This is a genomic window from Microvirga sp. HBU67558, from assembly GCF_018069605.1.
GTDB classification, from domain to species: Bacteria; Pseudomonadota; Alphaproteobacteria; order Rhizobiales; family Beijerinckiaceae; genus Microvirga; species Microvirga terrae.
In genome coordinates this window covers 114,608-128,190 of record NZ_JAGPUP010000561.1, presented here as the reverse complement: position 1 = coordinate 128,190, position 13,583 = coordinate 114,608, and the positions used below count along the sequence as shown (strand labels likewise).

At 67.4% G+C, this 13,583-nt stretch carries 13 protein-coding genes; 6 read left to right on the top strand and 7 right to left on the bottom strand.

Going from position 1 to position 13,583, the window contains the following annotated elements; translation table 11 throughout:
- Positions 1 to 21: 21 nt before the first annotated feature.
- Positions 22 to 753: a DNA repair protein RecO gene (gene recO / locus KBI52_RS30040; RefSeq protein WP_173950450.1), complete on the bottom strand. Its 732-nt coding sequence runs from the start codon at positions 751 to 753 to the stop codon at positions 22 to 24.
- A 287-nt stretch (positions 754 to 1,040) separates the two neighbouring features.
- On the opposite strand from recO, the gene KBI52_RS33710 reads away from it, so the two are divergent.
- Positions 1,041 to 2,963 (top strand): OmpA family protein, encoded by a 1,923-nt coding sequence (locus KBI52_RS33710; protein ID WP_262265564.1) that lies wholly within the window; start codon positions 1,041 to 1,043, stop codon positions 2,961 to 2,963.
- A 48-nt stretch (positions 2,964 to 3,011) separates the two neighbouring features.
- Here the strand turns inward: KBI52_RS33710 and KBI52_RS30030 are convergent, their stop codons facing one another.
- Positions 3,012 to 4,787 carry an adenylate/guanylate cyclase domain-containing protein gene (locus KBI52_RS30030; RefSeq protein ID WP_210812625.1) on the bottom strand — a complete coding sequence of 592 codons (1,776 nt, stop codon included), beginning with the start codon at positions 4,785 to 4,787 and terminating at the stop codon, positions 3,012 to 3,014.
- 394 nt (positions 4,788 to 5,181) lie between these two features.
- On the opposite strand from KBI52_RS30030, the gene KBI52_RS30025 reads away from it, so the two are divergent.
- A complete protein-coding gene (locus KBI52_RS30025; RefSeq protein WP_210812624.1) occupies positions 5,182 to 6,873 on the top strand; it encodes a methyl-accepting chemotaxis protein in 1,692 nt (563 codons plus the stop codon).
- Here KBI52_RS30025 and era read toward each other — a convergent pair.
- From era to KBI52_RS30000, 5 genes are all read right to left on the bottom strand, one after another.
- On the bottom strand, positions 6,870 to 7,784 hold the full coding sequence (gene era, locus KBI52_RS30020) for a GTPase Era (RefSeq protein ID WP_173950447.1): 915 nt from the start codon (positions 7,782 to 7,784) through the stop codon (positions 6,870 to 6,872). The genes KBI52_RS30025 and era overlap by 4 nt on opposite strands.
- Positions 7,771 to 8,481 (bottom strand): ribonuclease III, encoded by a 711-nt coding sequence (rnc, locus tag KBI52_RS30015; RefSeq protein ID WP_210812623.1) that lies wholly within the window; start codon positions 8,479 to 8,481, stop codon positions 7,771 to 7,773. Before rnc ends, era begins: the two co-directional genes overlap by 14 nt.
- A gap of 3 nt (positions 8,482 to 8,484) precedes the next feature.
- On the bottom strand, positions 8,485 to 9,261 hold the full coding sequence (gene lepB / locus KBI52_RS30010; protein WP_173950445.1) for a signal peptidase I: 777 nt from the start codon (positions 9,259 to 9,261) through the stop codon (positions 8,485 to 8,487).
- Between the two features lie 203 nt (positions 9,262 to 9,464).
- Complete coding sequence (gene acpS, locus KBI52_RS30005; RefSeq protein ID WP_210812622.1) at positions 9,465 to 9,863, bottom strand: holo-ACP synthase; 399 nt, start codon at positions 9,861 to 9,863, stop codon at positions 9,465 to 9,467.
- The gene (locus KBI52_RS30000) at positions 9,860 to 10,618 is read right to left on the bottom strand and encodes a pyridoxine 5'-phosphate synthase (RefSeq protein ID WP_210812621.1); all 759 of its coding nucleotides are present in this window, start codon (positions 10,616 to 10,618) and stop codon (positions 9,860 to 9,862) included. The genes acpS and KBI52_RS30000 overlap by 4 nt, the downstream gene beginning before the upstream one ends.
- Before the next feature lie 462 nt (positions 10,619 to 11,080).
- On the opposite strand from KBI52_RS30000, the gene rpsF reads away from it, so the two are divergent.
- The 4 genes from rpsF (at position 11,081) to rplI (ending at position 13,432) form a co-directional block, all read left to right on the top strand.
- Positions 11,081 to 11,488 carry a 30S ribosomal protein S6 gene (gene rpsF, locus KBI52_RS29995; protein ID WP_173950442.1) on the top strand — a complete coding sequence of 136 codons (408 nt, stop codon included), beginning with the start codon at positions 11,081 to 11,083 and terminating at the stop codon, positions 11,486 to 11,488.
- A gap of 3 nt (positions 11,489 to 11,491) precedes the next feature.
- Positions 11,492 to 11,752 (top strand): 30S ribosomal protein S18, encoded by a 261-nt coding sequence (gene rpsR / locus KBI52_RS29990; RefSeq protein ID WP_036353512.1) that lies wholly within the window; start codon positions 11,492 to 11,494, stop codon positions 11,750 to 11,752.
- A gap of 127 nt (positions 11,753 to 11,879) precedes the next feature.
- Positions 11,880 to 12,842, top strand: a complete 963-nt coding sequence (locus KBI52_RS29985; protein ID WP_173950441.1) for a DUF2232 domain-containing protein — start codon at positions 11,880 to 11,882, stop codon at positions 12,840 to 12,842.
- 23 nt (positions 12,843 to 12,865) lie between these two features.
- Positions 12,866 to 13,432, top strand: coding sequence for a 50S ribosomal protein L9 (gene rplI / locus KBI52_RS29980; protein WP_173950440.1), 567 nt, complete (start codon positions 12,866 to 12,868; stop codon positions 13,430 to 13,432).
- The last annotated feature ends 151 nt before the right edge of the window (positions 13,433 to 13,583 follow it).

Here is a 13,583-nt window from a genome sequence, read left to right as displayed (position 1 = left end):
GGAACATAACAGAAACAAACCTCATTCGTCCCCAGCCGTGGCCAGTGCGACGAAACGCGCCCTCTCGTCCGGAGCCCGCTGCCCCTGCGGGTCGAACACGTTCTGATGCAGGAAGAAATCCGTCAGGGCAAATCCGGCCCGGATCTCCTCCTCGCCGGGACGGTTGGACCGGGACTGGCCGATCAGGAAGCCCGGCAGCTTGAGCAGCCGGTCCTTGTACGGCTCCCCGGCCGCCGCCGAGACCGCCCGCCCGCTCCGGGGCGACACGTAGGTGAGGTTCCGCTCGGAACCGGTGGCCGCGCAGGACGTGAGGTCGAGCCCGAAGCCGAGCTCGGTCAGCATGGCGAGCTCGAATCTCACGAAGAGCGCCGGCGCGAGATCGGGATCATCCAGGTGATCCACCAGCACGGTCAGGGTCTCGAAAAGGGCGAAATGCGGGTCCCGCTCCGGGAAGTAGCGCAGGAGATGCGCCAGGGTGGCGAGGCCGTAGAGGGCCATGGATGATCCCATGAGGCGCGCGGCCCGCAGGTTGATGCCCTCGACCTGATAGGTCCCGAGATGCTCGTCGAGCCTGGCCCGCCAAGTCGCCTGCACGGTGTTTCCCGGCTGGAGGACGGCCTGAAGGCTCTTCGAGCGGCCGCCGTGCACGAGGCCGAGATGCCGGCCGTGCTCACGCGTCATCAGCTCCAGGATGACGCTCGTCTCCCCATGTTTGCGGACGCCGAGAACGACGCCTTCGTCAGTCCATTGCACCGGTTCGGCTGCCTTCGTCGCGTGTCTTTCCAGGAAGCCGGCCAGTCCCCTGCCTCACCCGATCAGGATGGCCGGGACAAGCCCGGCCATGACGGAGGAAAGGGTCCGTTCGGCCGGACTCCGTCCTCCTGATGTAGGCATTCAGACGGCATTCATCCATGGTCTTCAACCCTATAGGCGAACTTCTAAAATTCTGTTTCACAAGCGGAATCCCGCTTTTTTCGGAACCAACCCGGCACCCTGTCATTGTCGATGACTTAACTGCGCCCAACGGTGAATTGAGGATCATGAAGCTCTCCCGTCTGTTTCTTGCGAGTACCGCCCTGCCCTTGATGCTGCTCCCGGCCCACGTGTCGGCGCTCCAGCCCGCACCCGCGACGCCTCTCGTCCTGGCACAGGCCGGCCCATCGGCCGACGAGGAGCTTCCGCCTGGCGCCCGGCCGCGGCGGCAGGGACCCGACGGCGAGCGCGGCCAGCGCCCCGGCCAGGAGCGCCGCCAGGGCGGACAGGATCAGGGCGGCTCCGGTGCTTCCGAAGAACGGGGCCCGCGTCCGGGCCGCGAGCCGGGCCCGGGCGGCCCTGGATCCGACGAGGGCCCGGGTGCGCAGCGTCCCCGCCGCGAGCCGGGCCCGCCCGCCGAGCGGGCAGCGCCGGACGCCGCGCCGGCCCGACCGGCCCAGCGGCCTCCTTCGGATGAGGCTCCCGCAGAGCGGCGACAGGCGCCGGCCGAGGCCCCGGCACGTCCCCAACGTCCCGCCGCGCAGGAGCGCGAGCAGCCGCCGGCGGAGCGTCCGCGGCCGCAGGCTCCCGCCGGCCAGACCCGTCCAACTCCGCCTGCGCCGGCCGCTCAGCCGGCGACACCACCGGCGCCTCCCGCGGCCGCACCTCCGGCCGCCCAGCAGACAGCTCCCCCGGCGCCGGCCCAGCAGCGTCCGGCTCCGGATGCAGCCCGTCCGGCCGAGCGCGACCGGCCCGGGCGCCCCGGCAGCCCGGACAATGCCGAGCGTCCACGCGGTCAGCGTCCCGGACAGGCGCAGCCCGGCGCCCCCGAGGCGCCTCCCGCGGCTCCGCCGGCGCCGACCGCCGCACCCGCCGCGCCGCCTGCCCCGGCTCCTGCAGCCCCTGCTCAGGCAGCCCCCGCCCCGGCGGCTCCCGCCCCGGCGGCTCCCGCACCGGCAACACGCGCTCAACCGCCGATTCCCGGCACTCCTCCGGCGGCCCAGCAGGTGCCCGGCCGCTTCGGGCCCCAGCAGGCGGCTCCCGGCCGCGCCGAGCCGCTCGACCCGTCGCGCGTCCGCATCGAGGATCTGCGCAGCCAGCGCCGCGAGCGGCGGGAAGGCGATCGCGTCATCATCCAGGAGCCGGGCAACCGCACGATCATCCGCGAGGGCAACCAGGTCATCATCCGCAACGATGAGACCGAACGTTTCCGCCGGACTTACCGGGATGCCGACATCCGCACCGAACGGCGCGGCGCGGACGAAGAGGTGACCATCGTGCGCCGTCCCGACGGCTCCGAGATCGTCACCGTTCGGGACGCGGACGGGAATCTCATCCGCCGCGCGCGGCGCGAGCCGGCCGGCCGCGAGACCGTCCTCATCGAGAACCGTCGCAGCGGCATCCAGCGGCGCCCCGGCTACGGGTATGTCGAGGAGGAGGTCGTGCGGCTGCCGCCGCCGGTCGTCCGCATCCCGCGCGAGCAGTACATCGTGGACGTCGAGGATGCGTCCCAGGACGACCTCGTCGAAGCCTTCACCGCACCGCCCGTCGAGCGGATCGAGCGATCCTATACCCTCGACGAGGTTCGCCGCAGCCAACCGCTGCGCGAGCGCATGCGCCGGGTCGACGTGGATACGGTCACATTCGAGTTCGGCTCCTGGGAGCTGGCGGGAGACCAGGCGGGCGCGCTCACGGGCATCGCCCAGGCGATCCGCTCCGCCCTGTCGCGAAATCCCAACGAGATCTTCCTGATCGAAGGCCATACCGATGCCGTCGGCGCGGACGAGGACAATCTCACCCTCTCCGATCGGCGGGCGGAGACGGTTGCGACCATTCTCACCGAACGCTTCCAGATCCCTGCCGAGAACCTGACGACGCAAGGCTATGGCGAGCAATACCTGAAGGTGGATACGCAAGGGGCCGAGCGGCAGAACCGCCGCGTGGCCATGCGCCGGATCACCCCGCTGCTTCAGGGCCAGAACCAGCAGTAAGAGACCGAACCGGGAGGACACGATCCTCCCGGTTTCATTTTGGGATCGTCATTCCGGCAGACCGGCTAGGCGCAGCCCTTCCGCGAAGCGGCCCATGGTTTCCTGGCTGAACGCCATGGCCTCGATGATCTGCGAGATCGTGATCCCGGGATAGTGCTTCAGGAGTTCGCCGACACTCTCCCGGGCCTTGTCGAGATCGCCCGCCAGAGCATAGGCGGGCGCGAGGGTCCGGTGGACCCAGGTGGCGCTGGGCTTTGTCCGCCACCCCTTTTCCTGCCATTGCGCGGCAAGATCGTATCGCTTCGCGATGAAATGGGCGCAGCCGATCCCCATGTCGCAGTTGAACGCCATGGGATCGAACGGACTGAGACGCAGCGAGTGCTCGAAATGCTGGATCCCGACCTCCGGATCGTGCCGGTAGTTGTGGAGCCATCCGCTGCGGTTCCAGGCCCAGGCCGAGTTCGGGTCGAGCGCGAGGGCCCGCTCCAGAAGCGATTCGGCGCGCTGGTACTCCCGGGTGATCGTCAGGGCGGCGCCGAGCACCGTCAGGATGAACGGGTCGTCGTGGGCGATCGCCGCCGCGGCCTGCGCCTGACGCAGGGTCTCGCGCTTATCCTCCGGCACGTTCTTCGACCAGTTGTAGACGATCCGCTGCCCCCGGCACCATGCGGCCAGCGACAGGGCGAGCGGATAGCCCGGGTCGAGGAGAAGGGCCTTGTCGATGAGCCGCGTCGCCTCCTTGTTGGCGTCGAATTCCAGGGCCCAGACATAAGGCAGGGCGCGCATGACGAGGTCGTAGGCGTCGAGGCTCTCGGGACGCTTGCGCCGCGCGCGCTCGATCTCGGCCGCCCGGATGGAGGGCTGGATGGATCCGACGACGCTCGTCGTGATCTGGTCCTGAAGGTCGAACACGTCGGCCATCACCCCGTCGTAGTGCTCCGCCCAGAGATGCATGCCGCTGACGGAATCGACCAGCTGGGCGGTGATCCGGATCTTGTCACCGGAGCGCCTGACGCTGCCCTCGAGCACGTAGCGCACCCCGAGGTCGCGCCCGATCTGCTGGACGCTCACGTTCCGGCCCTTGTACGCGAAGGTGGAGTTGCGGGCGACCACGAAAAAGGACCTGAACCGCGACAGGGCCGCGATGATGTCCTCGACGATGCCGTCCGCGAAGTATTCCTGCTCCGGGTCCTTGCTGAGGTTGATGAACGGCAGAACCGCGATGGAGGGCCTGTCCAGCGACGCGGCCGTGGAGCGCGCCTCGCGCGACGTCACGGAGGGATCCAGTCCCGCCAGGAGGCAATAGACCCGGATGAGCCGTCCGATGTTCTTGAAGCGATGCTCGCCGTGATCCTCGAACTGGTACGGGAGCCGGTCCCTCACCTCCTCATGGACCTTGCCGGAGAGGCAGATCCCACCCGGCAGAGCCATCTTCTGCAGCCGCGACGCGACATTGACACCATCGCCGAAGATGTCGCCGTCATCCTCGATGATGATGTCGCCGAGGTTGATCCCGATCCGCAGCTGAAGCGGCTTGGCGCGCTCCCCGTCGGACGCCTGGGCAACCGCCTCCTGGAGGTCGACGGCACAGCGGACCGCCTCGATGGGGCTCGAGAACTCGCACAGGAACCCGTCCCCGATCGTTTTCACCAGGCGGCCCCGATGCGACCGGATCTGCGGCTCGATCACCTGGCGCCGCAGGTCCCGCAGTCGGGCCAGCGTACCCTCCTCGTCTCTGGACATGAGATCTGAATAGCCCACCACATCCGCGGCGAGGACAGCAGCGAGACGTCTTTGCGCCGTCTGATCGGAAGAGCTGCTCATGGCCTCCCCGGAACGTCGACGTCGACACTGGTGGGCTACTTCTGGAAGGTTTCACCGGATGCAACGCGCCTTCCTACTATCCTTTGAGGATAAAGCCTTACGGCTGATCTGGTTGCGTTGAGACGATGTGCGAAATCCATGAAAACTAACATGTTTCAAAGGATTGTGGGACGTCTTGCGGAATGCCAGAATTTATCCCTTTCCGCACAGGTCGATCGTAAAGCGGCGAACGCAATACTGGTCGTCTAAGACCTTAGGAGAAGATCCCTCAAGTATTCTGCCTTCTTTAACCTTTTAGCGTGACGTTTGGTCAAGAACATAAGGCATGGGGGCAGCGATGTTGGGTCTATTGCGGCGCGCTTCACACACGGATTCTTCGGACAACGTCGTTCCGATGATCCCGGAAGGACATGCGGCGGCAGCCGTGCGCGAGAACCGTCTCGACCCGGACATTCTGGATTCGCTGGAATCCGACGTCCTGAAAGCGATCGACGGCGTCACGCAGGCCATCGCGGTCGCGGCCGCGGACGTCGCGGCGGTCGAGAAGGACCTCGCGGCCATCCGGACCCATGCCGGAGAGCTCGCCGCGTCGGGCCGGACCGCCTCCGAAGAGACCCTCTCGCTAGCGTCCTCGACGGAAGAGCTCGCCGTCACGTCGGCCGAAATCGGCCGCGCGATGGATCATGCCAGCCAGCGGATCGACAACGCCGTCGAGGCGGCCCGCAAGGCGAGCGACCTCATCACGCAGCTCTCCGCCGCCACCGCGGAGATCGTCGGGATCGTCGACACCATCTCGACGGTGGCCCGGCAGACCAACCTGCTGGCGCTGAACGCCACCATCGAGGCGGCGCGCGCGGGCGAGGCCGGCAAGGGATTTGCCGTCGTGGCGTCCGAGGTGAAGGCCCTTTCCACCCAGACGGCACGCGCGGCCGACGACATCCGCCGGCGGATCGACCACCTGCGCGAGACGGCGCAGGCCTCGACCGGCGCGGTCGCCGAGGTGGTGGAGGTGATCCAGGGGGTCGGCCCGGTCTTCGAGACGGTCCGCCATGCGGTCGGCGAGCAGAATGCGGCCATCGGTGAAGCATCCCGCCTGGCGGGCCTGACGTCCTCCAGTGTCGGCAAGGTCAGCGCGTGCGCGGGGGACGTGGACGGCATCTCCCTCGAGGCCGGCCGCAGGGCCCACCAGGCCGACCGGGCGACGAAGACCGCCGACGGGCTGGCGAAGGCCTTGGGGCAGCGCTTCGTCACGGTGATGCGCCAGAGCGAGCTCGGCGACCGGCGGCGTTCGGACCGCCTGCCCGTCGACCGCCCGGCGACCCTGCGGATCGGCACACGCAGCGCCTCGACGCGTCTGATCGACATCAGCCAGGGCGGCGTCCTGCTGGCCGCAACCGGCGACCTGCGCGTCGAACCCGGCGAGATCGGCGCAATCGAGGTCGCGCAGATCGGCCAAGCCGGATTGCGCGTCGTGGCGACGAGCACCATGGGCATCCATGGTGCGTTCGAGCGATGCGATGACGAGACCCGCGCCCGCATCGACGGCTTCATCGCCCAGGTGGAAGCGGCCTATGCGCCGCGCATCCTGCTGGCGCAGGACACCGCCCGCCAGGTCGAGGCGGTCATCGAGCGGGCCGTATCGGACGGCATGGTGCCGCGGGAAGCGGTCTTCGACACGCAGTACAGGCCGGTTCCCGGCACCGATCCGGTCCAATACGCCACCGCGTATCTTCCCGTCTTCGAGCGGATCCTGCCGCCGATCCTGGAGAAGGTTCTGGCCTCCGACCCGGCGATGGCGTTCTGCCTCGCCATCGACCGCAACGGCTACATCCCGGTCCACAACAGGCTCTATTCGCAGCCCCAACGTCCGTCCGACCCGGTGTGGAACGCCGCCAACGCCCGCAACCGGCGCATCTTCGACGACCGGGCCGGCATCACGGCGGCCCGGTCCACCCGGCCCTTCATCGTGCAGGCCTATGCCCGCGACATGGGCGGCGGCAAGATCGTCATGATGCAGGAGGTCGATGCCCCGATCCGCGTCCTCGGACGCCACTGGGGCGGGCTGAGGACGGCCTACAAGGCTTAACCCCGCGGGAACTCCAGGCCCATCTCCCGGTAGCGCTCGGGATCGTCGCTCCAGTTCTCGCGCACCTTCACGAAGATGAAGAGGTGTACGGGGCTCTCGGCGATCTCGGCGATCTCCTTGCGGGCCGCCTGGCCGATGGCCTTGATGGTCTGGCCGCCCTTGCCGAGCACGATCTTGCGCTGGCTGTCGCGCTCCACGAACACGGTCTGCTCGATGCGCACCGAGCCGTCGGGGCGCATTTGCCACTGGTCGGTCTCGACCGTGGACTGGTAGGGCAGTTCCTCGTGAAGCCGCTCGTAGATCTTCTCCCGGGTGATCTCGGCGGCAAGCATCCGCAGCGGCGCATCGGAGATCTGGTCTTCCGGATAGAGCCAGGGCCCCTCCGGCATCATCTCGGCGAGCTGCCGTTTCAGGGTCTGGATGCCGTCACCCTTCAGGGCCGAGATCATGAAGGTATGAGCGAAGGGCACCTTTTCGTTCAGCCTGGAGGCGAGCTCGAGAAGCTTCGAGCGTTCGATCAGGTCGATCTTGTTGAGGATCAGCACCTTCGGGCGCTTCAGCTCAGGGAGCTTGTCGAGGATGGCCTCGGCCTCCTCGTCGATGCCTTTGCGCACGTCGAGCAGAAGGGCGATCACGTCCGCGTCGCCCGCGCCGCCCCAGGCCGACGTGACCATGGCGCGGTCGAGGCGGCGCTTCGGCTTGAAGATGCCGGGCGTGTCCACGAACACGATCTGCGCGTCGCCCTCGATGGCGATGCCGCGCACCAGGGCGCGGGTCGTCTGCACCTTGCGCGACACGATGGAGACCTTCGACCCGACGAGCGAGTTCAGCAGGGTCGACTTGCCCGCGTTGGGCGCCCCGATGAGAGCGACGAAACCGGCCTTCGTGGTGGTTTGCTCAGGCTGTTCCATGCTCTTCCTCCGTCCAGACGCCCTCTCTCAAGAGAAGGCTTCGCGCCGCCGCCTGTTCCGCGACGCGCTTCGAAGCGCCTTGGCCGAATTCGCCCTCGGTTCCCTTCACCGTCACCATGATGCGGAACTTCGGCGCGTGGTCCGGGCCAGACTGCTCGGCGATAGTATAGGTCGGCGGTGGCAGGCCTCTGCCCTGTGCCCATTCCTGCAGAGCACTCTTCGGGTCGCGAAGCGGGCGCCGGGGCGCCGCCAGCAGGGTCTGGAACGAGCGCTCCACAAGGCTCCGGGCGGCCTCGTAGCCGCCGTCGAGGAAGACCGCCCCGATGATCGCCTCGCAGACGTCCGCCAGGATCGTCTGGTTGCGCCGCTCGCCCGAATGCGCCTCGCCGGCGCCGAGCTTGAGATGAGGCCCCACGTCCCAGGCGATCGCCACTTCGGCGCAGCTTTCGCGCCGCACCAGCTCCGCCAGACGCCGGGAGAGTTCGCCCTCGGGGGCGCCGGGAAAGGTCCTGTAGAGCAGCTCGGCGATGGAGAGGCCGAGGACGCGATCGCCGAGGAATTCCAGCCTCTGATAGCTCTGGCCCGCAGCCTGCGGGGCGCTGACATGGGTCAGCGCCTCGTCGAGGAGCTCCGGTTTTTCAAAGCGGTAGTCGAGCTTCTTCAGAAGCTCGTCGAGGTTCGGCTTGCGACGTTTCACGGCTTACCGGATCCGCTCGAAGAGACGGTTCCAGCGGATCTTCTGCGGCCATTCCCACGGACGCCACAGGGAGGCGCTCTCGTCGATCGAGAAGAAGATGATCTCCGCGCGGCCCACCAGATTCTCGAACGGCACCTGCCCGACGCTGGCCTCGTCCCGGGAATCCGTCGAGTTGTCCCGGTTGTCGCCCATCATGAAGAAATGGCCGGGCTGCACCGTGTAGACGTTGGTGTTGTCCCAGTAGCCGCGGTCGCCGTCGCGCTCGATGACGAAATGCGCGACGCCGCCGGGCAGCGTCTCCCGGTACTGCGGCACCGAGATCGTGCGGCCGTAGAGGTCGGTGGTCTTGTAATCCTCCACCCGCTCGCGCTGGACCGGCTGGCCGTTGATGTGCAGCACGCCGCCGATCACCTGGATCTTGTCCCCCGGCAGGCCGATCACGCGCTTGATGTAGTCGGTCGAGTTGTCCTTGGGCAGCTTGAACACGGCGATCTCGCCCCGCTTCGGCTCGGACCCGAAGATGCGGCCGGAGAAGAGGCCCGGGCTGAACGGGATCGAATGTTTGGAGTACCCGTAGGAATACTTGGAGACGAACAGGTAGTCGCCGATGAGAAGGGTCGGGATGAGGGATCCCGACGGAATGTTGAAGGGCTGGAAGAGCACGGTGCGCACGACGACCGCGATCAGAAGGGCCTGGACGATGACCTTGATGGTCTCCCAGATGCCGCCTTCTTCGTTCTTCGCGCTGCTACCCACGTACTTGCTGCTTTTTTCGCTCACGTCTGTCGACCTATGCTCTTGGACTCCGGCGGCCGGAGCCGTCCTCGTCCGTGTGGCAGGTCGAGAGGGGTTTGCACCTCAGCCCCAGGGGCAAACCACTCTCGAAAGAATCAATCCTTACTGCAGTCGGTGCCGCGGATCGGAGCCCGTTCCGCGGCGGCCATGCTCTAACCCAAGCGGCGTCCTGCCGCAACGCGGCCCGCTCAGGCCGGAAGCGCCTCGATGATCACGAACGCTTGCGCCATGGGCGGATCGTCGGTCAGGGAGACGTGCACCACCGCCCTGTGGCCGGCCGGCGTCATGGCCTCGAGACGCTCCAGGGCGCCGCCCGTCAGGCGCATGGTGGGCCGTCCGGTGGGAAGGTTGACCACCTCCATGTCGCGCCAGAAGACCCCGTGGCTCAAGCCCGTACCCAGGGCCTTGGCGCAGGCCTCCTTGGCGGCGAAGCGGCGGGCATAGGACGGCGCCCGGGCCGCCCGGCGGTCGCTCCTCGCCCGCTCCCCCTCGGTGTAGATGCGATGAGTGAAGCGTTCGCCGAAGCGCTCGAGCGATTTCTCGATGCGCCGGATGTCGCACAGATCGGACCCGATGCCGAGAATCACGCCGGCACCTGTGCCCGGCCCTCGTCCATCGCCACCCGCATGGCCCTGACCGCCTCGTCGAGGCCGACGAAGATGGCCTCACCGACGAGGGAATGGCCGATGTTGAGCTCCACGATCTGGGGAATCGCCGCGACAGGGCGGACCGAGTCGAGGGCGAGGCCATGCCCGGCATGGATCTCGAGGCCGATCCTCGCGCCGTGCTCGGCGGCGCGCTGCAGCCGCTCCAGCTCATGGGCGATCCGGGCCTGGTCGCCTTCGGCGATGGCCTCGCAATAGGTTCCCGTATGGAGTTCGACCACCGGCGCCTGCAGGTCGCAGGCGGCATCCATGACGGCGATCTCCGGCTCGACGAAGAGGGACACCCGAATGCCCTCGGCTTTCAGTTCCTGAATCACCGGACGCAGATGGGTATGGGCGCCGATGATGTCGAGGCCCCCTTCGGTGGTGCGTTCCTCCCGCTTCTCCGGCACGAGACAGGCCGCGTGGGGATGAATGCGGGTCGCGATCGCGACCATCTCCGAAGTGGCGGCCATCTCGAAATTCAGCGGCACGAAGAGCTGGCGCTTGAGCCGTTCCATGTCCTGGTCGCGGATATGGCGCCGGTCCTCGCGCAGATGGGCCGTGATGCCGTCCGCACCGGCCAGGACGGCGAGATGCGCGGCCCGGACCGGATCCGGGTGATGGCCGCCGCGGGCATTCCGGACGGTGGCGACGTGGTCGATGTTGACGCCGAGGCGGAGAGGAGGAGCTTTCATAAGGGTGTTTTAGCCTAAGGGGATCCGTTGACCAGGGTTCCATCGGTCCGCGGATGCGCTATCAACGGCAAATCGTCCGAGCGGCGGCTTGGGAAGGCCCCCTCGTTGTCATGGCCGGCCCTGTGCCGGCCATCCCGGTCGAAAGAGCGCGGCGTTTCGGGGTTGCCGGGATCACCGGCACGAGGGCTGATGACGTTGTCGGCCCGTGGCCGGACATCCCTTGCCTTCCTGGTCCAAATCGACTATAGCGGCCCCTTCGCGTTCGCTCCGGCCGGGGGCTGAACGGACGGTATGGCTTGGCCATGCAGGAGTTTCGGCTCCGTCGTCCCGTGTCTCCGCCTTCGACAACCGCTCGGGCCTTGCAGGCTCGAAGGGCTTGGCGCCGATCGGACGCGCGAAACGGCCAAGACACTCTTGAAAACAGTGCCGAGGCTTGAACCTCAAACCTGAGAAAGGCCCACTATGCCTCTCTACGAGCATATCTTCATGGCTCGCCAGGATGTCACCCCGCAGCAGGTCGAAGCAATGGTCGACCAGTACAAGGGCGTCATCGAGCAGAACGGCGGCAGCGTCGACAAGACCGAGATGTGGGGCGTGAAGTCCCTCGCCTACCGCATCAAGAAGAACCGCAAGGCGCATTTCACGATGTTCAACCTCAACGCTCCGGCTCCGGCCGTGGCCGAGATGGAGCGTCAGATGCGCATCAACGAAGACATCCTTCGTTTCATGACCATCAAGGTGGAAGAGCTCGAGACCGAGCCGTCCGTGATGATGCAGAAGCGCGACCGCGACGAGCGCAAGGACCGCGAGCGCCGTGAGCGCGACGGCGGCGGCTTCGAAGGCGGCAGCAGCGAAGGCGAGGAGGCGTAAGTCATGGCATTTGGTGCAACCGGTGGCGCCGCTGGCGGCGGCCGTCGTCCCTTCTTCCGCCGTCGCAAGACCTGCCCGTTCTCGGGCCCGAACGCGCCGAAGATCGACTACAAGGACACGAAGCTCCTGTCCCGCTACATCTCCGAGCGCGGCAAGATCGTTCCGTCCCGCATCACGGCCGTGTCGGCCAAGAAGCAGCGTGAGCTCGCCCAGGCGATCAAGCGCGCCCGCTTCCTGGGCCTCCTGCCCTACGTGATCCGCTAAGCAAGACTTCGGCGGGCCGCCTCGTGCGGCCCGCCCCCCTCATCCAAGATCGCCTAGCGGTGCGAATCCGCCGGGTCAGTTGGGGCCAGACCCCTAACCCTGCCATGAGCAGCGGGACAGCGAGACGATGAATTTTGTTGCGACAGGCATAGGCGCGGGGCTCGTATCGGCCCTTCTGACCGCAGTGGTCGTCAAGGCGACGCCGCTGGCTGCCGTGCTGTATCTCCTGGCTCCCATCCCCGTTCTGATCGTGTCGCTCGGCTGGGACCACCGGTCCGGCCTCGTCGCGGCCGTCGTGGGCGGCCTCGCGATTGCTCTGATCCTGTCCCCGCTCAGTGGATTGGGCTTCGCCCTCATCACCGCCCTTCCCGCCTGGTGGCTGTCCTATCTTTCCCTTCTCGGGCGTCCCGGAGCGGACGGGACCATGGAATGGTATCCGGTCGGCCGGCTTCTCGCCTGGATCGCCGCGACGGCCGCGCTCACCATCATGGCGGCGGGCGTGATCTCGACGGGGGGCGATTTCGGCGCCTTCGACCACAACGCCCGTGCTGTGGCCGAGGCCTTCGTGAACTCGCAGTTCAGCACCTCGGGACCCGGCGCGCTCGACACGGAGACCCGCGACGAACTCGTCGGCATCTTTGCCCGCCTGACGCCCTTTCTGTCGGCCCAGGGCTTCGCCACCGTGCTGGCGCTCTACCTCTGGGCGGCCGCCCGGATCGTGCAGGCCTCGAAGCGTCTGCCGCGCCCCTGGCCGTCGGTCCCGGAACTCGTGATGCCGCGCTCAGCCGGGCTGATCCTGATCGGCTCCCTCGTGGTGGCCAGCTTCGAGGGCTTCATCGGCGCCCTGGGAATGGCCCTCTCGGGCGCGTTCCTCATGGCCTTCGCCCTCCAGGGCCTCGCGGCGATCCACGACCGCACGCGGGGCAAGTCGGGCCGTTCCTTCATCCTGTCGGCTCTCTACGTGCTGATCTTCGTCACCCAGGGCATCCTGATGGTCGCCCTCGCCCTGTTCGGCATTGCCGACACCGTCTTCGGGCTGCGTCGCCGCTTCGGCTCGCGTCCGAACCAACCGCCAACCCTTTCCACCTGATCACGAACCTAAAGGAGACAACCATGGAAGTGATCCTTCTCGAGCGCGTCGCAAAGCTCGGTCAGATGGGTGAGACCGTGAAGGTCCGCTCCGGCTATGCACGCAATTTCCTCCTGCCGCGCGGCAAGGCCCTGCGCGCCACGGATTCCAACAAGAAGCACTTCGAGGCCCAGCGCGCCCAGCTCGAGGCCCGTAACCTCGAGCGCCGCAAGGAAGCCGAGACCGTCGGGGAGAAGCTGAACGGCCAGAGCTTCATCATCCTGCGCCAGTCCGGAGAGACGGGCGTGCTCTACGGCTCGGTCTCGACCCGCGACCTCGCCGAGATCATGACCGAGAACGGCTTCACGGTCGATCGCAACCAGATCGTCCTCAACCAGCCGATCAAGACCATCGGCCTGCACAACGTGCCGGTCTCCCTCCATCCGGAGGTCGAGGTTCAGGTGACGATCAACGTCGCCCGCAGCCCCGAGGAAGCCGAGCGTCAGGCCCGCGGCGAGCAGGTCACGACCCGCGAGGAGACCAACCTGGACGACCTCGGCCTCGAGGTCGGCGCTGCTCTGGCCGAGGCCGGCGGCGACGAGGAGCTCTGAGAGTTCGCTGTCGGTTCCGGCGGGGTCGAGACACTGCCGGAAGCTTCTCCCCCTCGCCAGTGCCGGCCCTGTGCCGGTGATCCCGATCCGAGGCGCATGGCGCATCGAGCGATCGGGATCACCGGGACCAACCCGGCCATGACGGCAGGTG